We start from the raw sequence: 25,327 nt of genomic DNA on the forward strand, positions 1-25,327 counted from the left end.
CAAGCTTATAAATTTCGAATCTATCCAACTAAAGAACAACTAGTTCTAATCAATAAAACGATCGGCTGCTCCCGTTTTGTCTATAACTTCTTTTTAGGCAAACAAAAGGAGAATGATGCCTACTGGTATATCTGTGAAGAAATGAAGCAGAACGGCCAATTACCCTCTAATGAATGGAAAGGTTCTTTTCTGAATAAATACGCAACAATCAAAGAACTTCCAGCTTTAAAGAAAGAGTATTCTTTCCTGAAAGAAGTAGACAGTATTGCCTTACAGAAATCGGTGGAAAATTTAGCAGATTCCTATAATCGATATTATAAAAAGCAAAACAAGTCACCACGCTTCAAATCGAAAAAGAATCCTATCCAGTCCTATACGACTAAACAAACGAATGGAAATATTGGAATTGTTGGAAACAAAATCAAATTGCCGAAACTCGGTCTAGTTCGTTTTGCTAAAAGCCGCGAAGTCGAAGGGCGAATCATCAATGCCACAATCAGGCGGAACCCTTCGGGTAAATATTTCATTTCCGTTTTAGCCGAAACCAATGTACAAGTACTTCCTAAAACGAATCGTTCGTGCGGTGTAGATGTTGGTTTGAAGAACTTTGCTATTCTTTCAGATGGTACGGTCTATCAAAACCCAAAATTCTTCCGGACGGTCGAAAAGAAATTGACCCAAGCACAACGGATTCTTTCAAGGCGACAAGAAATAGCCTTGAATCAAAATAAACCATTGGCTGAAGCCAAAAACTATCAAAAACAAAAACGAAAAGTGGCTATCCTACACGAAAAAATTTCAAATGCCCGAATGGATTACTTACATAAAGTTTCTACCAAAATCATCAAAAACCACGATGTTATTGGAATGGAAGACTTGCAAGTGTCGAATATGATGAAAAATCACAAACTAGCTAAAGCTATTAGTGAAGTATCTTGGTACCAATTCAAAAAAATGTTGGAATACAAAGCAAAATGGTATGGTAAACAAATCGTGACCGTATCTAAAACGTTTGCTTCTAGCCAATTGTGTTCTAGCTGCGGTTACCAAAATAAAGACGTTAAACATCTGAATCTTCGTGAATGGGATTGTCCTTTTTGTTCTACTCATCACGATCGAGATATTAACGCAGGACTCAATCTAATGAATGAAGCCATAAGGCTTCTAACCGTAGGAACTACGTGAGTAGCCTAATTAAAAATTGGCCGATAGGCTAATGTTCTTAGGAATCCCCCACTTCAATCAGACGTAAGGTCGATAAGTGGGGGGTAGTTCAATGCTGTGTCTCCATTCGGTTTAAACAAAATTCTAAATCATTCTGCAGGTGTTCTTTCATTAATCGCTCCGCTTCGTCTCCGTTATGAAGAAGGATGGCCTTGTAAATATCATGATGTTCCTCAATCAAAAACGGCCGTTTATGATAGACAACTGTTTTCCGGAACAAATAAATAATGGACTGCATTCGGTCAATTATATCGATCATCATAGGATTGTTAGTTGCGCCTACAATAATATCATGAAATTCATTATTCGCTGACATTACTTCTTCCGTATTACCTGTGCTGCCAATTTCCACGCACTCTTTGAGCTTTACAAGCGCTTCTTCCGTCATGAAACTAGCACAATGGCGTGCTGCAAATCCTTCCAGTAATATTCGCACCTGAAAAATATGACGAAGATCCATATCGCTTGGGTTCACAACGCGTTTTTGTTTAATAAGCCCTTCCTGTTCGAGTTTACGAATGGATTCACGCACTGGCGTCCGGCTAATACCAATTTCTTCTGCTAGCCTTTCCTCGACCAGCTTCGTTCCACGTTCTAATTCTCCGTTCAATATCCGATCTCTTATATATTCATAAGCCTGTACATAGGCATGAACGTTATCTTTTTTTACCAATATAATCGTCTCCCGAATCATGATTTGTTCTTACCTTAAAGTATAAGTTTAAGTAGGGTTATTTAAAAGTATATTTTTTTGTATACATTTTTTTAAAAAATGTATACAAAATTATAAAAAATGTGTACAATCGATTATAGGGTTTTGAAAACGCTTTATAAATCAAGTTTTGGACTGAGAATTGGGAAAAGGTCCTCTCATATAAAAGTAGCTGCACTTAAGCAGTTTTGTCTAAAAAACACATTAAAAGTGTTATTAGAAGAAGGGGGAATTGGAATTGACTAAAAAAATTGGATTTATTGGATTGGGTATCATGGGAAAACCAATGTCATTTAATTTACTTAAAGCAGGTTACGAATTAACTGTTTACGATATTAATACGCAAACTGTGGAGGCGCTTGTAGAAGCAGGGGCAAAAGCAGGTACACCAACTGAAATGGGTGAGACATGTGATGTCATTATTACGATGCTGCCTGCTTCTCATCATGTGAAACAAGTCGTGCTTGGTGAAAATGGTATTTTGGAAACGGCTACAGAAGGAACGGTAATCATTGATATGAGCTCTATTTCACCGGTCGTATCGGTTGAAATTGCAAATGAAGCAGCTAAACAGGGTGTTGAAATGATGGATGCTCCGGTAAGCGGCGGTGAACCGAAAGCGGTCGACGGGACGCTGGCGATTATGGTTGGTGGAAAAGAAAGCGTATTCGAATCTGTTAAAGATGTTCTCCACTCTGTAGGGACGGATGTTACATTAGTTGGCAAGAATGGCAGCGGTGTCACAGCAAAATTGGCGAATCAAATTATCGTTAACCTAAACATCGCGGCTATGTCCGAAGCACTTGTTCTTGCAGCAAAAGCGGGTATTGATGTGGAAAAAATGTACCATGCAATTCGCGGCGGTCTTGCTGGAAGCGCTGTACTCGATGCAAAGGTACCTCTTATTCTTGACAGGAACTTCGTAGCCGGAGGACGAATTGATATTAATTTAAAAGACATCACAAACGTAATGGAAACAGCTCATGAAATCGGAGTTCCACTTCCACTATCAAGCCAGCTTCTAGAAATTTTTCATGCGCTTAAAGTAGACGGCAAAGCGGGCGATGACCATGGCGGTATCGTGCAGTATTATGAAAAACTGGCAAACGTGGAAGTAAGGAGGGTGTAAATTGACAGTGACTTATTCAAACAATTTAAACGTAAAGAATACATTTGCCAATCTGCCGACAGTTCCGGATGAAATGGTTGTAAATGAACTACTCGCAAAGGAACTGCAAGATTTCAATAAAAAAATCATCGTTCTTGATGATGATCCAACGGGAGTTCAAACCGTTCACGGTATTTCCGTTTATACAGATTGGTCGGCTGAAAGTATCGAAGCGGGATTCGCTGAAGAGAATTCAATGTTTTTCATTTTGACAAATTCGAGAGGCTTTACAGCTGCTGAAACTGAACAAGCACATAAGGAAATCGCAAGTGTCATCCAGCACACAGCTGAAAAGCAAAACAAAGAATTCATCATTATCAGTCGTGGGGACTCAACGCTGCGTGGTCATTATCCTCTTGAAACAGAGGTGTTGAAAGAGACGGTCGAAGCACAATCAGATATGCAGTTTGATGGAGAAGTCATCATGCCCTTCTTTAAAGAAGGCAGTCGCTTTACGATTAATAACATTCATTACGTGCAGGATGAACATGACTTAGTGCCGGCTGGTGAAACTGAATTTGCGAAAGACAGGACTTTTGGTTACAAATCGTCGCATCTCGGTGAATGGGCAGAAGAAAAGTCAAACGGAGCATTTAAAGCGGAAGATGCTGTGTATCTGTCGCTAGAAAGCATTCGGGATCTTGATATTGATGGATTAGTTAGTCAACTGATGGCAGTTAAAGATTTTAATAAGATCATTGTTAATGCGGTTGAATATGTTGATGCAAAAGTCGTGGTGATTGCATTAATCCGAGCCCTAAAAGCAGGCAAGCATTTCATGTTCCGGAGTGCAGCGGCTTTAACAAAAATCATCGGAGGCGTGAGTGACAAAGCACTTTTAACGAAAGAAGAACTTATGAAAGACCATTCTGATCATGGCGGTCTGATTATGATTGGCTCACATGTGAAAAAAACAACGGAGCAATTTGAAGCTCTTCAAACATGTAATTTCATTGAGTTCATCGAATTCGATGTCCACCTCGTGCTGTATCCGGATAAGTTTGAAGCGGAAATTCAACGGATTATAGAGACGAGCGAGCAACTTATTCGTAAAGGCCAAACGGTTGCAGTATATACGAAGCGGGAGCGTCTTGATCTTGGTGAAAACAAAAAAGAAGAAGAATTGAAGCTGTCAGTGAAGATTTCCGATGCTGTGACAAGCATCGTCAAGCATCTTGAAGTACGTCCAAGTTTTATTATTGCCAAAGGCGGCATTACTTCAAGTGATATAGGGACGAATGGCCTTAGCGTTAAGCGAGCAACGGTAGCTGGTCAAATAAAGCCTGGTATTCCGGTCTGGTTGATTGGGAGCGAAAGCAAATTTCCTGGGATAGCTTATGTGATTTTTCCTGGAAATGTTGGGTCAAGAACAACCTTAAAAGAAGTGGCAGAACTGCTGCATCAGTAAGTTGAGCGGCATTTGCCGCTTACAAGGGTGATTGTAAGCGAATACAAATAGAAAGGCGGCATAGGCATGCTTGTCAATACGAAAGAAATTCTTTCTGCAGCACAAAATGGGAAATATGGTGTTGCTGCGTTTAATGTATATAATCTCGAAACCGTACAGGCAGCGATTACTGTTGCAGAAAAAGAAAATCATCCGGTTATCATTGCTCTAGGAGAGCGATATTTTGATACGGTCGATGTGGAAGGCTTTGCAGCATTAGTAAAAACACTCGCAGGGAAATCTTCCGTTCCAGTTTCTCTTCACCTTGATCATACGTATGAAAAGGAATCGATTATTCGGGCAATCAGGTGCGGTTTTACATCGGTCATGTATGATGGTTCAAAATATGAGCTTACGGAAAATATCCGCCTTACAAAAGAAATCACGGAGATTGCACATATGGCGGGTGTCAGTGTAGAAGCTGAAATTGGATCGGTTGCCCGCGGCGCTTTTTCAGATGAAGAAGAAGGAGACGGCACATTGACAGATCCAAAGTCTGCTAAAGAGTTTGTCGAGGAAACAGACGTCGATTTTCTGGCTGCCTCAATCGGAACAGTACACGGGATGTACACGGGAAAACCGAATATTGACCTAGATCTATTAGAGGAGATTCGCCAGCTAGTTGGTATCCCTCTCGTTCTTCATGGAGGATCTGGTACACCAGATGAGATTATCAAGCAGGCTGTTGCAAGAGGGATATGCAAAGTAAATGTAAATACAGAGGTATCGTTGGCGGCCACCTCGTATTTAAATCAGGCTTTTGAACAGGAACAGAAGGCGGCTCATCTATCGGCTATTATGGCGGGTATGCAAGAAGCGATGGAACCGGTCATGACGAAATTTGTTCGTTTGCTTCAAAATTAAGACGTGATATAGAAGAGAAGTGAAAGAGTTGGTTGATGCTGGAGCAGCAGCAGCCAACTCTCACTTAAAAGACAAGGGGGATAAAAAATGCCGATATTATCTATCTGTATAGGGGTTGCCCTATTGCTAGTATTAATGCTTGCTTTTAAATTAAACGCTTTCATATCCTTGCTTATTGTTTCCTTAGTAGTGGGGATCATGGAAGGAATGACACCGAATGCTGCAATGGCATCCATCCAAAGTGGTTTGGGTGGAACGCTGGGTAATCTCACTATAATCATCGTCTTTGGGGCGATACTCGGTAAGTTGATGACCGATTCTGGTGGGGCCCAACGAATAGCGATGACACTCATCAAAGCATTTGGGAAAAAGAGAGTTCAACTAGCTGCTGTTCTTACAGCTTCTGTTGTTGGGATCGCCCTTTTCTTTGAAACAGGAGTCGTCGTTTTAATTCCATTAGTATTTACGATTGCTATTGCAGCAGGAGTACCTGTATTGTATATCGGTATGCCTGTTATAGCTGCTCTTATCACGATGCATGGATTTGTTCCTCCACATCCAGGACCAACAGCGGTAGCCAGTGTATTTGAGGCAAATTTGGGTAAGACCTTAATATACGGGATCATCATTGCGATCCCTGCCATTATTATTGGTGGGCCGTTATTTACGAAATTGTTTAAGAAAGAAGATTTGGAAGCGGATATTCCAAAAGAGCTATTTAATCCTAAAGAATTTAAAGAGGAAGAAATGCCAGGGTTTGTAACCAGTCTTCTTACATCCCTCATGCCGGTGATTCTGATAGCAATTAAAGTGTTTGTAGAAATCTTTATGCCTAAATCATCGATTATGCCAGTTGTTGATTTTATAGGTAATCCGGCTGTGGCTCTTTTAATCTCTGTTATTCTTGCCATTTTTACCTTTGGTCTTAATCGAGGTAAAAAAATGAATGAAATCATGAAATCCCTTACAGACTCGGTCAGCGGAATAGCTATGATTCTATTAATCATAGCTGGTGGCGGTGCGTTCAAACAAGTACTGATAGACAGTCATATTGATCAATATATCGCAGGTATCATGGCTGAATCAACGCTTTCTCCATTAATCCTTACTTGGCTAATAGCTGCTATCCTAAGGGTAGCAATTGGGTCTGCCACCGTAGCTGGTATGACTGCGGCTGGGATTGCAGCACCGCTTGTCGGGGCCACAGGTGTGAGTCCAGAACTTATGGTTTTAGCTGCTGGTGCAGGAAGTATAACTTTCTCTCATGTGAATGATGCAGGTTTTTGGATTTACAAGGAATACTTTAACCTTTCAATAGGTAAAACCATTAAAACCTGGTCCGTTATGGTCACCATTATTTCCCTAGTAGGACTGGCTGGTGTACTCATCATCAATATGTTCTTATAATAGAAAATAGAAAAACCCTATTCTTTCTATAAAGTTATAGAAAGGATAGGGATTTTTTTATGGTTCAACAAGAATTCCTTTATTCTCATCCATAATTTCGACAAAGAATCCACCAGGTTACTATATGAATCCTTTAAGTATTTACTTTTCGTTGGATATTACCATGTCCAGCTAGTCTTTTTTTCTTATCCCTTACTTTAAGTTTTTTAAGAAATAAAATACCCCAATAGCCTATTATCACACCCACTGTATTTAAAATTACATCGTCAATATCTGTGCTACAAAAAATTGAAAAACTTCAGCTATACAAGTGACACTTAGACCTAACAAAAATATTTTTTTAAAAGAAACCCATCTTTCCCAGATTAACGGCACGAAAAAACCCTTTGGTGAAAATAAAAGCATATTTGCAGAAATATTCAAAAGTGATATACTGCCCCAATCGTCTACATTCGCATTTAATTCAAAAAAATATTGATAGAGAGTGTGAAAAGGTATTAAATTCTTTTTTGAAATATCACTTGATAAATCAAAATAGAGTTCACCTGTATTACTAATAATCCCCATATCCCATCTAGGAATGACTGTTTGTGAGGTTAAACCAACAATATATAAGACGAAAATTGTTAAAACTACCTCATTTTAAACTTTTATTTGTTTTTGTGTTTTTTAATAAAAATTAATCTATCTATTAAAAAAAGGTAGTGCGACAATCATATATCCTATCATGTGCTTTATATACATAATTACTAAGCACATAGTTCCCCACTTAACCTAAATCAATGAATATAAGTTGTTTACCACAATCTAACGGAATATGTGAAAATTTAGATGGAACTATTGTACACTAAATATTGTATTTACAATATATAGAGAAAAAAGTAGCTCCAAAAAACAGGAGCTACTTTGTCATTATTTTTCCTAGCAGCTAAAATCACTAGGAGATGAAATAGCCACTAGAATATTTTCTGTTTATAAGTTACCATTTGAAATTTGTTTCTTGGTCATTTTCCCTAATTTTGTTCAATGGATGGAATTAATAAAAAAGGTAGCTAATTCATGTTATTTTTATGAAAAGTGATTGAGATAGTTGTTCAAACATGTCGGTAATGAATAATGGAGGTACTAATGAAATACGAGGTTATATTGTTCGATGTTGATGATACATTATTAGACTTTAGTATATCGGAAAAAAGGGCACTAAATGGAGCCTTCCTTGAGTTCGGTTTACCTACAGGAGTCAAGGATTATGAAGCCTGTTATCAAGAGATTAGTAGGGTATTATGGAGAGAATTGGAACAGGGACTTACTAATCTATCAGATCTAGGAGTGGAGAGATTTAAGAGGTTGTTCCTCAAGCATGAGCTTGACATCGAGGCAGAGATGTTCAGCCGTGTGTATCTTAACTATTTGAGTAAGGAAATCCATCTTATACAGGGAGCTGTGGAAGTTTGCGAGAATCTAGCAGATTGTAGTCTAGCTATTATTACTAATGGATTCACCGATGTGCAGACATCAAGAATTGGCGGTTCTCCTCTTAGCAATACTTTTGAGCATATTATAATTTCTCAAGAGGCGGGATTCCAGAAACCTGCAAAGGGTATTTTCGATTACGCGTTCTCTAAGTTACAGATTACAGACAAAGCTAAAGTTTTAATTGTGGGCGACTCTTTGACCTCCGATATTCAAGGAGGAATAGATTACGGGATTGACACCTGTTGGTTCAATCCGCACCGAAAGGAAAATAATCTAGGAATTAAGCCAACATATGAAATCTGGAAGCTGATAGATATTATGCAGGTTGTAGAAAGTAAAGTAGTGGAGAGATTTTAAGTGAACCTTTTAAAAAGAGTTGATTGGAAGAGTTTATTCTGACAGTAGAATGTTAGATTTTTGGGAGTATAACAGGAAAGATTGATTACCTGTTTTTCTAATTATAAGCAAGATAAGAAATGACTAAAACAAGTATGGGTGTGTTAGCTTTTTATCATTTCCCGCCAGAAGACTCCCTCTTCAAGCGTGTGAAGGGCGAGAGCACAACGGTAAGGGGGAGATGAATGGAGGTTGGCATAAGCCAAAGTAATCTTTTTACAAACGTACGTTCGGTGGTTAATAATAACTATAAGGGGGTGAAACCAATGGTCGTAAACAAAGCTTATAAATTTCGAATCTATCCAACTAAAGAACAACTAACTCTAATCAATAAAACGATCGGCTGCTCCCGTTTTGTCTTTAACTTCTTTTTAGGCAAACAAAAGGAGAAAGATGCCTACTGGTATATTTGTGAAGAAATGAAGCAGAACGGCCAATTACCCTCTAATGAATGGGAAGGTTCTTTTCTGGATAAATACGCAACAATCAAAGAACTTCCAGCTTTAAAGAAAGAGTATTCTTTCCTGAAAGAAGTAGACAGTATTGCCTTACAGAAATCGGTGGAAAATTTAGCAGATTCCTATAGTCGATATTATAAAAAGCAAAATAAGTCACCACGCTTCAAATCGAAAAAGAATCCTATCCAGTCCTATACGACTAAACATACGAATGGGAATATTGGAATTGTTGGAAACAAAATCAAATTGCCAAAACTCGGTCTAGTTCGTTTTGCTAAAAGCCGCGAAGTCGAATGGCGAATCATCAATGCCACAATCAGGCGGAACCCTTCGGGTAAATATTTCATTTCCGTTTTAGCCGAAACCAATGTACAAGTACTTCCTAAAACGAATCGTTCGTGCGGTGTAGATGTTGGTTTGAAAAACTTTGCTATTCTTTCAGATGGTACGGTCTATCAAAACCCAAAATTCTTCCGGACGGTCGAAAAGAAATTGGCCAATGCACAACGGATTCTTTCAAGGCGACAAGAAATAGCCTTGAATCAAAATAAACCATTGGCTGAAGCCAAAAACTATCAAAAACAAAAACGAAAAGTGGCTATCCTACACGAAAAAATTTCAAATGCCCGAATGGATTACTTACAAAAAGTTTCTACCGAAATCATCAAAAACCACGATGTTATTGGAATGGAAGACTTGCAAGTGTCGAATATGATGAAAAATCACAAACTAGCTAAAGCTATTAGTGAAGTATCTTGGTACCAATTCAAAAAAATGTTGGAATACAAAGCAAACTGGTATGGTAAACAAATCGTGACCGTATCTAAAACGTTTGCTTCTAGCCAATTGTGTTCTAGCTGCGGTTACCAAAATAAAGACGTTAAACATCTGAATCTTCGTGAATGGGATTGTCCTTTTTGTTCTACTCACCACGATCGAGATATTAACGCAGGACTCAATCTAATGAATGAAGCCATAAGGCTTCTAACCGTAGGAACTACGGGAGTAGCCTAATTAAAAATTGGCCGATAGGCTAATGTTCTTAGGAATCCCCCACTTCAATCAACCGTAAGGTCGATAAGTGGTGGGTAGTTCAAATAGGAATTCCTGTGTCGATTTATATATAAGCCGATTTCCTTAAGTTTAAGAATCATCGGCTCCTATTTTTTTAGATAGGGTTGCGTAGCGTCAGGCTATTCTCTTGGCAAGGTATTAGATTGCTTCACTTCCATTTGAATGGACTGGAAGGGTTCTTTTCCAAAGAAAGCTTGAGCTCTTTTAGCCATTTCATTTAACATCACGTCATTTTCAATTAATTCCCCCCTTATACGGTCTATCAATTGTAGGGCGTTTGGTCCTGTGACTTGCTTTGCTACACGCTCAAGGAGAACTTTCGTATCAACTGAATATTTTTGTGCGAAGCTGTGACACATCACCATATTTTTCCGAAGTGCATAAGAATATTCACTTGTAAAAGCCCTTCGGATGCATCCTCGTGTCCCGGCGTAACCGTATGAAATCTCGGAAGCGGCCCGATAAAAAAGAACCATTCCATCCGCGTGACTGGATTCTGGGTGCAACCGAAGTTCACTTATCAACGAAATTAAATGTTGAACCACTATTTTAGCTGACTCCGTTGTTTTCCACCATTCCATCAAATGTTGGTGATCTTCCATACTTATTTCCATGGGTTGTGAATTAGGCAATATGCTCTTCTCTCCTTCCTATAGACGTGGGATTGCTTGAATATTCTGGATTCTTGCACGACTGATCTTCCATTCAGGTCCAAGAAAGGCTTTGCCGAGACGTATCGCTTCTTTGATTGATTCTGCGATTTGGCGGTTTAAATATCTACTTTGTTCAATCAAATAAAAAGTGTCCGGCTTCGCACCTTTTACTGCTAGTTCAAAATTAGGGTTTAATTGTTTTTCGCTAATACGTAGTGTATCCAGTTCAAACACAAGCATATCCTTTGCAAGAGAAATGGATTCTCCTTGATGTATCCTCATGATTGTTCCACGTACTGCATCAAATCCGTAGCCAATATCAGCTACTGAAGCGTGGTAAGGATTAAGCCCTGGTGCAGTCCGGATGGATGGAATATCTCGAAATCCTGTGGTAATGGAACAGACAACTTCTTTAGCAGCTAGACCTTTTTCTAAGGTATTATCAATGGCTTCAAGATAAAAATCCCTTTGATTGGAATTCATCCCCGTAAAAGTAGATGTCATTCATTTGTTTCCTCCTTAGCATTATATGAATAGGATTTTAAATCCTAAATCTTGAAACTAATGATCTTGCTCTACTGTTAAGAAATATACTCCCTTGAATAAGATTATATTTCAATGTATTCAAAAATAATTAGTCGGAAGTTTTTGAGTCAACTGGACTAGATTTAAAACAAAATAGCAGACCATGCCCTTTTTTCAGCACTACCCAAAAAGAAAAAAGCCTTGCAGAAGTTCTGGATTGGTTACCCGCCTGCAAGGCTTTTCTTTTACTCAAAATATGTATGTGAATGTAAATTTTTTATATCAATTTACATTCAGTATTCTTCTTTGCTATTCATTCTTTATGTGTCATATCAGAATGATAACAAGTTCATGGTCACTCTTATTCTAATCCGAATTACCACACACGCAAGCTCGGAGACAGGGAGTAGTTGCTTGAAAAAATTAATTTTTATAGGGCTGAATTAAGAAGATTTGTAACAAGATATCATTCAAAAGTACTTCTTATATTTCTTTAATTTATAGATGACTGTAGGCTGGCTAACTCCCAAATATTCTGCCATTTCGTAAGTGGTTTTACATTGTTTGTATGCTTTAGTAATCAGTTGTAATTCAACCTTTTCTAAAGTCTTCTTTAGATCGTGATTCTCGTCTGATTCCTGTTCGATTGTTTGGGAAGAGGAATTTTCTGTTTGTTCTATTTGTCCTGTGATGGCTTGGGGAAGGTGTTTGGGAAATATAATGGGTTCCTCAATGATCAGAATTAACTGTTCAATTAAATTTTCTAATTCGCGTATATTTCCTGGCCATTGATAATGAGTCAATACTTCATAAGTCGTTGGATGGAATTTTTTTAATTTCTGGTATTTATCATTTGTTTTCTGTAAGTAATGTTGAATTAAGAGCGGTATATCTTCTTTACGTTCATGTAATGCAGGAATTTGGATAGGTATCACATTCAAACGATAAAACAAGTCTAATCTAAACTTTCCCTCACTTACCATCCCCTTCAAGTCCTGATTTGTTGCTGCGATTAGCCGGAAGTTAATAAGGCTTTCTTTTTTTCCACCGATGCGCTTTATTTTTTTTTCTTGTAACACTTTCAATAATTTAGCCTGCATGGCAAGTGGAAGTTCCCCGATTTCATCTAAAAAAAGAGTACCACTGTCAGCTTGTTCAATCAGCCCCTGCATTCCTTGTTTGTTTGCTCCTGTAAAAGAACCTGGTTCATAGCCAAATATCTCTGATTCAAACAAACTTTCCGGTATTGTGCTGCAATTCACCTCAATAAAGGGTTCTTTCCTTCGATTGCTTTGATTATGAACAGAGCGTGCAAATGTACTTTTCCCTACCCCTGATGGTCCTAATAAAAGAATCGTGGCATCTGTTTTAGCAACATTGTGGATCGTTTTTAAAATCTGCTTGGTTGCATTACTTCTAGCAATCATATCGTGGTAATCTAGTTCTTTTTCCCTTAAATCCTCGACTTCTGTTTGATAGCCTTTTACTATTCGTTGTAATTGCTCGTATTGTTCCTGCAATTGCAATATCTCGGTTTGATCCTGGCCATAGCTAATTACCCTAACGAGAAGGCCTTCTTTATTAAAAATGGGATAGCCTGTTGACATGACAACATGCCCTGTTTGTGTATGCTGCATAATACGCATCGCTTTTTTTTCTTTTAAAACGAGTGCATTGATAGATGGTGTGAGAAGTCCCTCTTTTTCTAATTGATATACAGATGTACCGATGTATGAGGCAGGTTCCATACCATAAATCTCCCAGAGTTTTGGATTGGAGTATAAAATGATACCTTTTTCGTCTGTAATTGTAATGTTATTATTCGATGTTTCGATAATTTTTTTTAACTCCTGCTCAAGCATTCTATCATCCAATACGTTCGCCTCCTTTTATTTTTATAGGTGTTGATTAAAATATTAATCGAAAAGAGCGAATAATCAAAAATTAAATTAGGGAATTAGGATTTGATTTAATTTTAAATCAAATGCTTATAAAAAAATAGCTAAAATCGTCGTAATTATCTGAAAAAAGTTGGCGCGAATCTTGCTTAAGTAATAGGTAAGATGAAAATTATGAAAAACATGGGGGTGTTTACTATGCTGTAGCAAATATCCAGTACATATTGCCAGTGCGTCTACAATAGTTTTCACACGTGAGGGTCTCAAATACGGCGTTCTAATTAAGTCTACAAAAATAGTTGCAATAGAAAAAACAGGTGCTTGAGCACATGGTAATACTTTTAATCGATAGATTTACTATGACAATCTGAGAGTGTTCCTTCCTAGCTAACCGTAAAGTATATTTTAAAAATCACATTAGAATATATGCCAAGGTTGTGGCAGGAATGGAATTTGTAATTATACAAATATAGTAGGAATTTAGGAGGATATTACATGATGAAGTATCAACCGAAGGACTCATTCAAATCACCCCGTTTTTGTGGAGTGCGCACATTTATGCGGCTTCCATTTGTTGAACAGCTAGATGAACATATGGATTTTGTCATTACGGGTATTCCATTTGATTCAGGGCAATCATTTAGAACGGGGGCAAGATTTGGCCCAGAAGCTATTCGCGATTTTTCGATTCTTTTGCGTCCTTATAACCCTGAACAGGATATTAACATTTTTGATTATATTTCAGGGATTGATTATGGGGATATTCCAATCATTCCGGGCTATATTTCTGAAACATATAAAAAGATTGAAGAAGAACTTACTCCTGTCATTGAAAAAGGGATCATTCCTATTTCATTAGGAGGCGATCATTCTATTACTCTAGGAGAGTTACGCGCAATCGTAAAAAAACATGGGCCAGTTGCCCTGCTTCAATTCGATGCCCACTCCGATACATGGGATAGCTATTTTGATCAAAAATATAATCATGGAACCGTTTTTCGCCGCGCAATAGAAGAAGGTCTCATAGATGTATCTAGATCTCTTCAAATTGGAATGAGGGGCGGTCTGTACGGACCGGAGGATCTTCAGGATGCTCGGGATTTAGGCTTAGGCGTTTATACGACGAACGATTATAAACGAATGGGTGTTGAGAAAATGCTAGAGGTCATTCATGAGCGAGTAGCAAATGGCCCTGTCTTTTTATCCTTTGATATTGATTTTCTAGATCCTGTTTATGCACCTGGAACGGGGACACCGGAAGTTTCAGGGGCCAACATTGATGATGCTTTAACCTTTGTAAGAGGATTGACGAATATAGATTTTGTAGGATTTGACCTTGTTGAGGTTTTACCTGCATACGATCACGGACAAATCACCGCTGCCGCCGCCGCTAATATTGTCTATGAGTTCATCACACTTATTGCTCTTGCAAAAAAAGAAAAACTGGAGAAAGAAGAGAGAGTGGAAGATTTGGAAACACAGCTTAACAAATGATTTCCTTTTCAAATGGATGGAAGGAATCAGTGGAAATGCCATTCCTTCCATCTTTAAAACACAGCGATATATTAAACCAAACAACCGCAAAAGGAGATGTGTAAATGCATATTTTGGATATAACGATCATGATTCTATATTTTTCTGTTTTAATCATTGTAGGAGTAATTGGATCTAAACGGGCAAAAACAGCAGATGATTTCATTGTAGCTGGGCGTAATCTAGGGCATTTTATGTATTTATCATGTTTAGCTGCTGTAATATTAGGGGGCGCTTCTACTTTAGGAACAGCAAAGTTAGGTTATCAGTTTGGAATATCCGGTATTTGGCTAGTGGTAATGATCGGGCTAGGCATTATCGCAATAGGGTTATTTTTAACAAATAAGATATTTGATTTAAAAGTTTTGACGATTAGTGAAATGTTGGAGAAGCGTTACAATTCACAAACACGATTGATCAGTGCCTTAGTCTCGGTTATCTATACATTTATGTTGACTGTAACGCAAGTGATTGGAATGGGGACGATTTTACATGTTTTGGCTGGTTGGAATTTAACAATTTCCATGATAGTCGGGGGTGGAATCGTTTTATTTTATACAATATTAGGAGGAATGTGGTCAGTCACTATGACTGATGTAGTGCAATTCGTCATTATGACGATCGGTATTTTCTTTATCATGCTTCCAATGAGCATCTCTAAGGCAGGAGGGTGGGGCTCACTTAAAGAGAATCTCCCTGCATCACATTTCGAGTTAGGCAACATTGGCGGAGAGACAATTTTTCAATATTTTTTACTATTTACCTTAGGGGTAGTTGTGGGTCAAGATATTTGGCAGCGTCTTTTTACCGCACGAACCAAAGCGATTTCTCGTGGCGGAACGGTTGGAGCAGGAATATATAGTGTTTTTTACGCGATTGCAATCAGTATCATTGGAATGTGCGCTTTTATTATCCTTCCTAATTTAGGCGATCCACAAAATGCTTTTACTAGTATAGCAATGGAAACTTTACCTGCGGGTCTATTAGGTGTTGTCATTGCAAGTGTAGTCTCCGCTCTTATGTCCACTGCTTCAGGAACACTGCTTGCTTCATCTACTTTAGTTGTTAATGACATCATTAAAAAATATATCGGTCCAGGAATGAGTGAACGTCAATTTTTAAAAACATCTCGGATTACAACTTTAACGATTGGTGTATTGACCATAATCGTTTCGATATGGATTCAAGACATTTTAGTTGCATTAGATGTAGCTTACGCAATTTTATCCGGTGCTGTGTTCTTTCCGATCATTCTTGGATTCTTTTGGAAGAGAGTCACGGCTACAGCTGCATTTTACTCCATTCTAGCTAGTATGATCGTTATTATTGTGGGATTGGTGATTAATGGGCCGTCCTCCACTCAACCAATTCTGTACGGGCTCGCTACTAGTTTTGTGGTTATTACAATACTTACTTTAATGAGTTCCAAGAATGAAATAAATCAAGGTGTAAAAGGTAATGACGACGTGGATACCATAGCTAATTGATGATACACCCAAACGAGCAAAAAATGATTTAAGGGGGAAAGAAAAATGACAAAGACAATTTCCTTGGAACCAGCAACATTCAATACATTGGTAGAAGAACGTAATCATCGGAAAGAAAGATTGGCAGCTTCATTCCGTCTTTTTTCAAAATTTGGTTTCGACGAGGGGATAGCTGGACATATTACGGTTCGTGATCCTAAATATACAGACCATTTCTGGGTCAATCCGTTTGGGATGCATTTTAGTCAAATTTCCGTTTCAGATCTTATATTGGTTAATCATAAAGGTGATATTGTAGAGGGTGAACATTCAGTGAATGGTGCTGCCTTTGCCATTCATTCAGAAATTCATAAAGCTCGACCGGATGCCATTGCAGCGGCACATGCTCATTCGGTCTATGGAAAGACATGGTCTTCTTTAGGGAGATTACTAGATCCGATTACGCAAGACGCCTGCCAATTCTATAATGACCATGCATTATTTGATGATTTTACTGGTGTGGTGTATGCATCTGAAGAAGGGAAACGCATCGCTAGGGCTCTAGGTCAATACAAAGCTGTCATTCTCCGCAACCATGGGCTGTTAACAGTGGGCCAATCTGTAGACTCAGCTGCTTGGTGGTTCATAACCATGGAACGTTCATGTCAAGCACAGATTATGGCTGAATCTGTAGGTAAGCCCATTTTTATAGAAGAGGAGTATGCCAAATTAACAGCAGAACAAACGGGAACTGAATATGAGGGATGGCTGAGTTTTCAACCTCTTTGGGATAGAATTAGAAAAGAGCAACCAGATTTCTTGAAGTGAACATAAAAAGTAATTCCAGAAAGAAGATAAAAAGAATCTAACGGTGAAGTCCTTGGTTGGGCTTCACCTATTGTAATGAAGATGGAATGAATTAGAAGAAGAATTCAAATTCACAGATTGCCGCCCCTGCAATGAATAAAAAAGGAATCAATAGGTTCTTGAGGAGGTTTAATAATGCCCAGTTCTAAGAAAGCAGCTCCTTCACTTTATGTAAGGGTTGATATACCGGAAAAATACATAAACAAGTTTAAAGAGATTTGTTCTGAAGTTGTTGTCGAACCATGGGAATTCGGCGAACCTGAACCACAGGCAACTGTAGATTTATCAAAGTTCGATATCCTCTATACGTCGGGACTTCACGATAATCTTAACATACTTAAAAAGGCTCCAAAGATTAAATGGATCCATTCAGATAGTGCGGGAATGGAGGCCATGCTGAATGAAGACATTCAAAACAGCGATATCATCATCACCAATGTAAAAGGCTGCACGTCTGTTCCGATTGCCGAGCATACAATTGCCATGTTATCTTCGTTAGCGAGAGGTGTGCATACAATAATCCGAAATCAAATAAATAAAAATTGGGTTGAAATTCCTGTGACGGACCTTGAAAATGCAACAGTGGGCATAATCGGGTATGGTGACATTGGCTTTGAAATTGCAAAAAGATGTAAAGTACTTGGAATGAAAGTGATAGGATGTCGTCGGAACCCCGACAAAAGGAACAAAGAATATGAACCTGCTGATTTGATTATGGGCATGGATCAAGTCGATGAAGTACTTTCACTATCAGATTTTATTGTATTAGCTCTCCCATTTACCAAAGAGACCTCTTATTTTTTTAATAAAGAACGGTTAAATAAAATGAAAAAAGGTAGTTACTTAGTTAATGTTGGTCGCGGAAATACCATTGTCGATGGAGATTTAATTGAATGTTTGAGCAATGGGCACATAGCTGGTGCAGCACTTGATGTGTTTGAAGTAGAGCCTTTACCTAAAGATCATCCTTTTTGGCAGCTTGAAAATGTAATAGTTTCTCCACATAACGCATACAACTCTTCAAAACATATAGATCGTGTGATGGAGTTATTTTTGCAAAATTTAAAGCTTTTTTCTGAGGGGAAGCCACTGATAAACGTCGTTCATAAACAACTGGGTTATTAGTAGTAATGGGCTCGTTGAAAAAAAATACCTTATAGATATTATTTTGAGGATATGAAAAATTCAAATTTTACATGTGAAACAAGAGTCATAAATGTGAGAGACTGCAAAAGCCTAGAACGCTTTGTGGTCTTTTTTATATTTTAGACCTTATGATCTAGTAATTTATTAATATATTGCATTTATGAAAGATAATATTTCAATATTGAAATATTACTAAAGGTGTTTAGACGTTTTATTAGTCTAATAGTCTGAAAAATCGATAAATAATATAATTATCAGTTTTGGCATGAATATTGCAACGTTCTAGTATAAATCCAATAAATGAGGTGAAGTCCATTGACCCGTTACGAATATGGCGGCGATGAGTTTATTTTTGTTGAATTAGCTGAGGCAATGAGTCTTGAAACGAATTTTAAAGCAATGGCAATTACTAAGGCGTTACGAGAAAAAAAGGTATCAGGAATACTGGATATTTGTCCTTCCAATGCTTCTTATATGATTCGGTTTAATCCAGATCTCATTCATCCAGATGATTTAATTTCAAAATTGAAAGAACTTGAACAAGATGTTACGTTGGAGAACTTTGAAATAACTGCACGTGCAGTTGATGTACCCATTTTATTTGAAGACCCTTGGACACATGAGGCATTAATGCGTTTTAGAGATCGACATCAGGATCCAACATCAACAGATATTGAATATGTGGCACATACAAATGGCTTTCAATCAAAAGAAGATTTAATTAAATCAATTACGGATGCCCCTTATCTTGTGTCGATGATTGGTTTTGTACCGGGGTTGCCATGGTGCTATCAAATGGTTCCAAACGAGAAGCAAATCGAAGCACCTAAATATGTCCGTCCTCGAACATATACGCCAGAGAGAGCATTCGGATTCGGCGGTGCATTTGCTGTTATTTATCCGGTTCAAGGTGCAGGTGGTTATCAATTGTTTGGAACTGCTGCAGCACCGATTTTTGAGAAAGAGCAGCGTTTACATGATTTTAAAGAGTCAATGACCTTCCCTAGACAAGGGGATGTTTTTAGATATCGAAGCATTTCGATGGAGGAATACGAAGATATTCGAAAACAAGTTGAAAATGGGGAATTCCGATATTTGACGAAGGATATCACCTTTAAACCGAAAGATGTTCTCGAAAATCCAAATGCGTTTTCAGAATCTGTGATAAGGAGGTTATATGCATGATTAAAGTTATTAATCCTGGACTTCAAACGACTATTCAAGATTATGGAAGAATTGGCTTTTATGAAGTGGGGATGCCACCATCGGGAGCAATGGATAAATACTCATACAGAGCAAGCAACTTACTTGTTGGGAATGATGAAAATGCAGCTGTTCTCGAGATTACTTATATGGGGCCAGTCTTAGAATTTCAACAAGATGTAACCGTTGCTATTGCAGGAGGGGAAATACCGCCAAAGATTAATGATCAGTATGTTCCAATGTGGGAAACTTTAGAAGTTAAGGCTGGAGATGTGCTGTCATTTGATTTTGTTAAACAAGGAGCCCGGGTGTATTTAGCGGTAGCTGGCGGAATTGAAGTGCCGCTTATTATGGAATCACGGTCCACATATACTTTGTGCGGAATTGGAGGTTTCGAAGGAAGGCCACTCCAAGGTGGGGACCATTTGAAAATCGGTAATGCTAACCAATCAAAGATTGCGATTGGAACACGGATAAGTGATGAATTGATTCCGGTCTTCTCAAAAACGAATGAGATTCGTGTTGTTGTAGGATTGTGCAGTTATCGCCTGACTGAAGAAAGTAAAAAACGCTTTTTCTCCATCGATTGGACGGTTACAACGGAAGCAAACCGTGTTGGCTACCGTTTTAAAGGGGAGCGTTTGAATTTCGTAGAGCGTGAACAACCATTTGGTGCCGGTAGCAACCCTTCAAATGTGGTTGATCTAGGGTATCCAATCGGATCCATTCAAGTACCAGATGGTGTCGAACCGATTGCTTTGTTAAACGATGCTGTGACAGGTGGAGGCTATGCGACGATTTGTACAATTATTAGTACGGATTTAGACAAAATGGCTCAAATTAAAACAAATGAGAAGGTTCGGTTTGTTGCTGTTGATATTAATGAAGCCCTTGAGGCGAGAAAATTATACAAAGATAAAATCAATCAAATGAAAAAACAAGTATTAGGACAAATAGGGGGAATCAATCATGGCTGAACAAAAAACAGTTCTATCACCAATCCCAGGAGTATTTTATCGCAAACCAGCTCCTGATAAAGACGTGTACGTAAAAGAAGGAAATACAGTTAAGACAGGCGATGTTCTTGCTATGGTGGAAGTTATGAAAAACTTCTATGAAATTAAAGCAGAAACAGATGGGGTTCTTGCGCAATTCTTTGTTGAGGACGAGGACCTTCTAGACGCTGGACAGGAAATAGCGGTAATCATTGAACAGTAATCATTTTTGTGGAAGGAAGGAGGAAAAGTAAATGGGCTATTTTAAAAAGGTGCTGATTGCAAACAGAGGGGAAATTGCTAGGAGAATTATTCGTACATGTAATAAGGAAGGCATTCAAACAGTCGCTGTCTATTCCGAAGCCGATGCAGAGGCTCCTTATGTCAGTGAAGCGACTGAAGCTGTATGCATAGGTCCGGCTCAAGCGAAAAAGAGTTATCTTGATATTGAAAAAGTGATTCAGGTAGCAAAAGAAACACATGCCGATGCTATTCATCCTGGGTATGGATTCTTATCTGAAAATCCGGAATTTGTACGCAGATGTGAGGAAGAAAACATTGTCTTTATCGGTCCCTCTGCGGAAACAATACATATTATGGGCAGTAAGCTTGAAGCTCGTACCCAAATGCAAAAGGCGGGCGTAAGGGTTGTGCCAGGTACGGATAAAAGCATTGAGTCAGTTGACGAAGCATTGCTGATTGCGAACGATCTTGGTTACCCGCTCATGTTAAAAGCTAGCGCCGGTGGTGGTGGTATTGGGATGCAGCTTGTTCAAAATGATGCCGAGCTAATAAAAGTGTTTGATGCGACGAAGCAACAAGCTACTTCATTTTTTAAGGATGGAACTGTCTTTTTAGAAAAATGGATTTCAAAACCCCGCCATATTGAAGTGCAAATTGTCGCTGATACATACGGAAATGTCTTACATTTATTTGAACGGGAATGTTCAGTCCAGCGCCGAAATCAAAAGGTGATAGAAGAAAGCCCTTCACCATTTCTAAATGATACCCTTAGAAAAGAATTGTTAGATGCAGCCATTCGAGGTGTAAAACAAATAGACTATACAAATGTAGGCACAATGGAATTCATTTTTGATGAAAATCAAAACTTCTATTTTCTTGAAATGAATACTCGTCTGCAAGTAGAACACCCAGTAACTGAAGAAATAACGGGACTGGATTTAGTTGAACTACAGTTAAAAATTGCTGCAAAGGAAAAACTGACAATCACACAGGAAGAGATAAACAAAACAGGACACGCGATTGAATGCAGACTTTATGCAGAGGATCCTAATACTTTCTTTCCTAGTCCTGGAGTAATTTCTAGGTTGAAATTACCTGAAAACGATGTAAGGTTCGATTTTGGCATCATTGAAGGCAGTGCGGTGACCCCTTTTTATGATCCGATGATCGGTAAAATTATTGTACACGGCATCACACGTGATCAAGCAATCGAAAAAATGCAGCGAGTCCTTGATGAGATTGACGTACAGGGAGTTAAAACAAACCTCATGCTTTTAAAACAAATCATGAAAAATAACCAGTTTATACGTGGTAATTATACGACTCAATTTTTAGCAGAAAATAAAATTCAAGTGCTTGAGGGGTGAAAACAATGTTTAAGGTAGATTTGAACTGTGATATGGGTGAAAGCTTCGGTCTTTATGAATTAGGTAATGATGAAGAATTAATGCAGTCCATTACCTCGGCTAATATTGCATGTGGTTTTCATGCCGGAGATCCCCATGTTATGAGAAAAACAGTGGAACTAGCAAAGAAATATGATGTTGGGATTGGTGCGCATCCAGGGTTTCCTGATTTATTGGGCTTCGGTCGTCGCTTCATGACCTGTACACCCTTAGAAATTAAAGACTATGTGATGTATCAAGTAGGTGCTTTAAGAGAATTCAGTGCTGCAGCAGATGTCAAAATCCAGCATTGTAAACCACACGGAGCTTTATTTATGAAAGCAATGGAAGATAAGACTATAGCACGAGCAATATTAGAAGCAATTCATGCTATCGATCCAAATATGGTCATATTTGCACTTAGCCAATCTGAAGTGATGGAAGAAGCGATAAAAATGGGTGTCCCTGTTGCAAAAGAAGCTTATGCTGACCGGGAGCATACTGAAAGCGGGTCCATTTTGTTAACGAGAACAGGCGCACAAATCAATGATTATGAAGAAATGGCGCAGCGAGTTGTTCGTATGGTCAAAGAAGGAAGAGTCATCACACACGATGGAAAAGATGTTTCCATTAAAGCAGAGACCATTTGTATTCATGGAGATACACCAGGAGCGCCGACTCTGGCTAAAAAGGTTGTAGAAGCTTTAAAAGAGGGCGGCGTCGAGATTGTACCTATTAAAAAGATTATCTAGTAAGGTACTGGTCCTAAAATGTATATTGGTATAGTAGTTGGCCTCTAAATATTGAACTATGCTCTTTAAAAAGGATTTATAGATTAGTCGACTAGTAGATGACTCCGGTATTGAATGCCGGAGTCATTCTGTTTAGCCCCCAATATAACGAATTGTATTGTAATTGTATTCCTCTAGACACTCTTCAATTAATTTGTAAACTTCTCAAACTAAGCCCTAGCTCTTTCACTTGTCGTTGGAATTTCAGATACTTAATAAAAGATATAATTGACCTAATAATCAAAATTATATATATATTAAAATACTTCTGAATTCATATCCTTATCTATAAAAAGTATAATAAAATAAAGATTTAGTTATCGGGAGGGGTGAGTAAGTTGATTATTTGGAACGATATTCTTAAACCGATTTCAGTATATGTTAATATTCAGAGCACTATTGGATCTGTCATTCAAAAATTATCAGATCATAAAGCGAATATTGTGTTTGTAAAGGATAAGGGGTCTTTAGTGGGCTATAGCACAATGGAGATTCTAATGCACCAAATTGCTCAAAAGGAAGACTTATCACAGCCGATTAGCTATAAAAATGATATTTTAAAAGTCCCACAGTTCACGCCTGTTGAATTTTTCCATAACGTTTCTCTGATTATAGGGGAAGATGCTAATGGAGAAATTGTCGGCTACACTACAATTGAACAAGCACGGAATAAAATCAGTGAGTTGAATTTGAAGGATTTAAATCTCCTTTTACATGGAGCTGGAGTAGGAATTGTCCGAACAAATATCGATTATCAAATAGAATACATTAATGAAACAGCAGAAAGTATTTTAGGTCTTCACCGTTCATTTTTACAGTTTCGAGACTATAAAATGCTTTTAACTATCGATAAAAATCTTGATAGAGTCATGACTGGGGAAACTCTTATAAATGTGAACGCCTCTATTAACTTTAAACATACAGTAGGGAATTTTTACCCCTTAAGAATGGAAGATAAAATAAAAGGACTCATACATATTTTTTTCTCGCGTGAAGTTTTCGAGGATTCTGTTAAAGAATTAGATTTTGTTCGAAATCTGAACTCTGATTTACAAACGGTTTATGCTTCTTCCCAGGAACAAATACTCGTCATTGACGAAAGCGGCAAAATCATTCGAGTAGCGGGTATGTTTCTTCACGATTTTTGGAAAGTGGATAATCCAGAAAACATAATTGGTAAGCATATAAGTGAGTTTACTAGAAAAAACATTTTTCAGCCTAATGTTTTTGAACTATGCAAGAAACAAATGAAAAAGGTTACATCGATTCAGGATTCCATGGGGAAAAGTAGAGTCTGGTCGGTCGCAACCCCGGTATACCACGAAGGGAAATTAGAAAAAGTAGTTGTACTTTCAAGGGACATTACACAAGAAAGATCCTCAATTTTAGATCAATCGGACGAAGGTTTTCAACCGCTACAAGATCATGATGATTTAAACATTAACGAAAAACAACTTGTTTATCGTTCGAAAACAATTGAGCGCTTAGTAGTAGAGATAAAGAGAGTAGCCCAATTTAATTCGACAATTTTACTCGAAGGTGAATCCGGTGTTGGGAAAGAAGTATTTGTTCACCATATCCATTCAGCCAGTCCAAGGAGTAACAAGCAGCTAGTTAGGATTAACTGCGGTGCAATTCCAGAGAATCTCATAGAAAGTGAATTGTTCGGTTATGAGAAAGGGGCATTTACTGGTGCAGATAAAAATGGGAAAGCAGGCTTGTTTGAGATTGCTGATAACAGCACGCTTTTTCTCGATGAAATTGGTGAACTCCCTTTAAATATGCAAGTGAAGCTATTACGTGTGTTGCAGGAACGAGAAGTGACTAGAATTGGCGGGACCCAGCCGAAACCTGTAAATGTTCGAATTATAACGGCAACGAATAAGGATTTACGAGAGTTGGTGAACCAAGGTAAATTCAGGGAGGATTTATACTACCGATTATATGTTATTCCATTTAGTATTCCGCCATTACGTGAGCGAAAAGAAGATATCTTTCCCTTGGCCATTTATTTTCTGGAACAATTTAAAAAAATGTATGATATCAAGAAAAGCTTCACCCCAGAAGCTATTGAAGTTTTAGAGACATATGCATGGCCGGGAAATGTAAGAGAACTTCAAAATATAGTGGAGCGATTAACGTTATTAGGCGAGGGAGAATGGATAAAACGAGAACATGCATTGAAATTTCTGTACGGGGAAGTTCAAAAAAAGAAAACACAACTAATGGTTTTAGAAATAATGCCACTTAAAGAAGCGGTAGAAGAATTAGAAACTCAACTTATTCAAAGAGGGATGCAAAAATACGGCACTGCCGATAAATTATCTAAAGTACTAGGTGTTAGTCCTGCGACAATAAGCAGGCGGATGAAAAAGTTGAAATAATAAAGGGGGCGA

Annotated in this window: 22 protein-coding genes; 17 read left to right on the forward strand and 5 right to left on the reverse strand. The window is 38.1% G+C overall.

The window, feature by feature from the left end:
- Nucleotides 1-18 precede the first annotated feature (18 nt).
- Nucleotides 19-1,185: an IS200/IS605 family element RNA-guided endonuclease TnpB gene (gene tnpB / locus RE409_RS04560; protein WP_397444175.1), complete on the forward strand. Its 1,167-nt coding sequence runs from the start codon at nt 19-21 to the stop codon at nt 1,183-1,185.
- 88 nt (nt 1,186-1,273) lie between these two features.
- On the opposite strand, the gene RE409_RS04565 is transcribed toward tnpB (RE409_RS04560), so the two are convergent.
- Complete coding sequence (locus RE409_RS04565; RefSeq protein ID WP_201221991.1) at nt 1,274-1,918, reverse strand: GntR family transcriptional regulator; 645 nt, start codon at nt 1,916-1,918, stop codon at nt 1,274-1,276.
- A 256-nt stretch (nt 1,919-2,174) separates the two neighbouring features.
- Here RE409_RS04565 and garR point away from each other — a divergent pair, with 256 nt between their 5' ends.
- The 4 genes from garR (at nt 2,175) to RE409_RS04585 (ending at nt 6,822) form a co-directional block, all read left to right on the forward strand.
- On the forward strand, nt 2,175-3,065 hold the full coding sequence (garR, locus tag RE409_RS04570) for a 2-hydroxy-3-oxopropionate reductase (protein ID WP_201182517.1): 891 nt from the start codon (nt 2,175-2,177) through the stop codon (nt 3,063-3,065).
- Nucleotides 3,066-3,138: 73 nt separating this feature from the next.
- Entirely contained in the window at nt 3,139-4,512 is a 1,374-nt protein-coding gene (locus tag RE409_RS04575; RefSeq protein ID WP_309559241.1) for a four-carbon acid sugar kinase family protein, read from the forward strand.
- A gap of 66 nt (nt 4,513-4,578) precedes the next feature.
- Nucleotides 4,579-5,415 (forward strand): class II fructose-bisphosphate aldolase, encoded by an 837-nt coding sequence (locus tag RE409_RS04580; protein ID WP_201249970.1) that lies wholly within the window; start codon nt 4,579-4,581, stop codon nt 5,413-5,415.
- Nucleotides 5,416-5,502: 87 nt separating this feature from the next.
- Nucleotides 5,503-6,822 carry a gluconate:H+ symporter gene (locus RE409_RS04585; RefSeq protein WP_201182512.1) on the forward strand — a complete coding sequence of 440 codons (1,320 nt, stop codon included), beginning with the start codon at nt 5,503-5,505 and terminating at the stop codon, nt 6,820-6,822.
- A gap of 258 nt (nt 6,823-7,080) precedes the next feature.
- Here RE409_RS04585 and RE409_RS30605 read toward each other — a convergent pair whose 3' ends face one another.
- Nucleotides 7,081-7,446 carry a VanZ family protein gene (locus tag RE409_RS30605; protein WP_201250908.1) on the reverse strand — a complete coding sequence of 122 codons (366 nt, stop codon included), beginning with the start codon at nt 7,444-7,446 and terminating at the stop codon, nt 7,081-7,083.
- A 504-nt stretch (nt 7,447-7,950) separates the two neighbouring features.
- Between RE409_RS30605 and RE409_RS04590 the strand changes: the two genes are divergently transcribed.
- Nucleotides 7,951-8,655, forward strand: a complete 705-nt coding sequence (locus RE409_RS04590) for a YjjG family noncanonical pyrimidine nucleotidase (RefSeq protein ID WP_309558614.1) — start codon at nt 7,951-7,953, stop codon at nt 8,653-8,655.
- Nucleotides 8,656-8,960: 305 nt separating this feature from the next.
- Nucleotides 8,961-10,166: an IS200/IS605 family element RNA-guided endonuclease TnpB gene (gene tnpB / locus RE409_RS04595; RefSeq protein WP_309558616.1), complete on the forward strand. Its 1,206-nt coding sequence runs from the start codon at nt 8,961-8,963 to the stop codon at nt 10,164-10,166.
- A 179-nt stretch (nt 10,167-10,345) separates the two neighbouring features.
- On the opposite strand, the gene RE409_RS04600 is transcribed toward tnpB (RE409_RS04595), so the two are convergent.
- From RE409_RS04600 to RE409_RS04610, 3 genes are all read right to left on the reverse strand, one after another.
- Complete coding sequence (locus RE409_RS04600; protein ID WP_242485327.1) at nt 10,346-10,858, reverse strand: hypothetical protein; 513 nt, start codon at nt 10,856-10,858, stop codon at nt 10,346-10,348.
- Nucleotides 10,859-10,876: 18 nt separating this feature from the next.
- On the reverse strand, nt 10,877-11,383 hold the full coding sequence (locus RE409_RS04605) for a hypothetical protein (protein WP_201182494.1): 507 nt from the start codon (nt 11,381-11,383) through the stop codon (nt 10,877-10,879).
- A 491-nt stretch (nt 11,384-11,874) separates the two neighbouring features.
- A complete protein-coding gene (locus tag RE409_RS04610) occupies nt 11,875-13,266 on the reverse strand; it encodes a sigma-54 interaction domain-containing protein (RefSeq protein WP_201225017.1) in 1,392 nt (463 codons plus the stop codon).
- 531 nt (nt 13,267-13,797) lie between these two features.
- Between RE409_RS04610 and speB the strand changes: the two genes are divergently transcribed.
- The 10 genes from speB to RE409_RS04660 all read left to right on the forward strand — a co-directional run bounded on the left by speB (nt 13,798) and on the right by RE409_RS04660 (nt 25,315).
- Nucleotides 13,798-14,796, forward strand: coding sequence for an agmatinase (gene speB, locus RE409_RS04615; protein ID WP_309558619.1), 999 nt, complete (start codon nt 13,798-13,800; stop codon nt 14,794-14,796).
- 104 nt (nt 14,797-14,900) lie between these two features.
- Complete coding sequence (locus tag RE409_RS04620; protein WP_309558620.1) at nt 14,901-16,322, forward strand: sodium:solute symporter family protein; 1,422 nt, start codon at nt 14,901-14,903, stop codon at nt 16,320-16,322.
- Nucleotides 16,323-16,367: 45 nt separating this feature from the next.
- Nucleotides 16,368-17,129 carry a class II aldolase/adducin family protein gene (locus RE409_RS04625; protein WP_201182492.1) on the forward strand — a complete coding sequence of 254 codons (762 nt, stop codon included), beginning with the start codon at nt 16,368-16,370 and terminating at the stop codon, nt 17,127-17,129.
- Nucleotides 17,130-17,303: 174 nt separating this feature from the next.
- The gene (locus tag RE409_RS04630; RefSeq protein WP_309558621.1) at nt 17,304-18,293 is read left to right on the forward strand and encodes a D-2-hydroxyacid dehydrogenase; all 990 of its coding nucleotides are present in this window, start codon (nt 17,304-17,306) and stop codon (nt 18,291-18,293) included.
- A gap of 336 nt (nt 18,294-18,629) precedes the next feature.
- Nucleotides 18,630-19,499: a 5-oxoprolinase subunit B family protein gene (locus RE409_RS04635; RefSeq protein ID WP_309558622.1), complete on the forward strand. Its 870-nt coding sequence runs from the start codon at nt 18,630-18,632 to the stop codon at nt 19,497-19,499.
- On the forward strand, nt 19,496-20,494 hold the full coding sequence (locus RE409_RS04640; protein ID WP_201182486.1) for a 5-oxoprolinase subunit C family protein: 999 nt from the start codon (nt 19,496-19,498) through the stop codon (nt 20,492-20,494). Before RE409_RS04635 ends, RE409_RS04640 begins: the two co-directional genes overlap by 4 nt.
- Complete coding sequence (locus RE409_RS04645; protein WP_053344618.1) at nt 20,487-20,735, forward strand: acetyl-CoA carboxylase; 249 nt, start codon at nt 20,487-20,489, stop codon at nt 20,733-20,735. Before RE409_RS04640 ends, RE409_RS04645 begins: the two co-directional genes overlap by 8 nt.
- A 31-nt stretch (nt 20,736-20,766) precedes the next feature.
- Nucleotides 20,767-22,122, forward strand: coding sequence for an acetyl-CoA carboxylase biotin carboxylase subunit (locus RE409_RS04650; protein ID WP_201221977.1), 1,356 nt, complete (start codon nt 20,767-20,769; stop codon nt 22,120-22,122).
- 5 nt (nt 22,123-22,127) lie between these two features.
- Nucleotides 22,128-22,892, forward strand: coding sequence for a LamB/YcsF family protein (locus RE409_RS04655; protein ID WP_201182482.1), 765 nt, complete (start codon nt 22,128-22,130; stop codon nt 22,890-22,892).
- Nucleotides 22,893-23,269: 377 nt separating this feature from the next.
- The gene (locus tag RE409_RS04660; protein WP_309558624.1) at nt 23,270-25,315 is read left to right on the forward strand and encodes a sigma-54 interaction domain-containing protein; all 2,046 of its coding nucleotides are present in this window, start codon (nt 23,270-23,272) and stop codon (nt 25,313-25,315) included.
- Nucleotides 25,316-25,327 lie beyond the last annotated feature (12 nt).

Source organism: Peribacillus sp. R9-11, assembly GCF_031345095.1.
Lineage (GTDB): Bacteria > Bacillota > Bacilli > Bacillales > DSM-1321 > Peribacillus > Peribacillus butanolivorans.

Coding starts and splice junctions, on each gene's coding strand:
- RE409_RS04565 (WP_201221991.1), bottom strand. CDS start 1,918: ATGATTCGGGAGACGATTATATTGGTAAAAAAAGATAACGTTCATGCC.
- RE409_RS04575 (WP_309559241.1), top strand. CDS start 3,139: ATGGTTGTAAATGAACTACTCGCAAAGGAACTGCAAGATTTCAATAAA.
- RE409_RS04580 (WP_201249970.1), top strand. CDS start 4,579: ATGCTTGTCAATACGAAAGAAATTCTTTCTGCAGCACAAAATGGGAAA.
- RE409_RS04585 (WP_201182512.1), top strand. CDS start 5,503: ATGCCGATATTATCTATCTGTATAGGGGTTGCCCTATTGCTAGTATTA.
- RE409_RS04590 (WP_309558614.1), top strand. CDS start 7,951: ATGAAATACGAGGTTATATTGTTCGATGTTGATGATACATTATTAGAC.
- tnpB (WP_309558616.1), top strand. CDS start 8,961: ATGGTCGTAAACAAAGCTTATAAATTTCGAATCTATCCAACTAAAGAA.
- RE409_RS04605 (WP_201182494.1), bottom strand. CDS start 11,383: ATGACATCTACTTTTACGGGGATGAATTCCAATCAAAGGGATTTTTAT.
- RE409_RS04610 (WP_201225017.1), bottom strand. CDS start 13,266: ATGCTTGAGCAGGAGTTAAAAAAAATTATCGAAACATCGAATAATAAC.
- speB (WP_309558619.1), top strand. CDS start 13,798: ATGATGAAGTATCAACCGAAGGACTCATTCAAATCACCCCGTTTTTGT.
- RE409_RS04620 (WP_309558620.1), top strand. CDS start 14,901: ATGCATATTTTGGATATAACGATCATGATTCTATATTTTTCTGTTTTA.
- RE409_RS04625 (WP_201182492.1), top strand. CDS start 16,368: ATGACAAAGACAATTTCCTTGGAACCAGCAACATTCAATACATTGGTA.
- RE409_RS04630 (WP_309558621.1), top strand. CDS start 17,304: ATGCCCAGTTCTAAGAAAGCAGCTCCTTCACTTTATGTAAGGGTTGAT.
- RE409_RS04640 (WP_201182486.1), top strand. CDS start 19,496: ATGATTAAAGTTATTAATCCTGGACTTCAAACGACTATTCAAGATTAT.
- RE409_RS04645 (WP_053344618.1), top strand. CDS start 20,487: ATGGCTGAACAAAAAACAGTTCTATCACCAATCCCAGGAGTATTTTAT.
- RE409_RS04650 (WP_201221977.1), top strand. CDS start 20,767: ATGGGCTATTTTAAAAAGGTGCTGATTGCAAACAGAGGGGAAATTGCT.
- RE409_RS04655 (WP_201182482.1), top strand. CDS start 22,128: ATGTTTAAGGTAGATTTGAACTGTGATATGGGTGAAAGCTTCGGTCTT.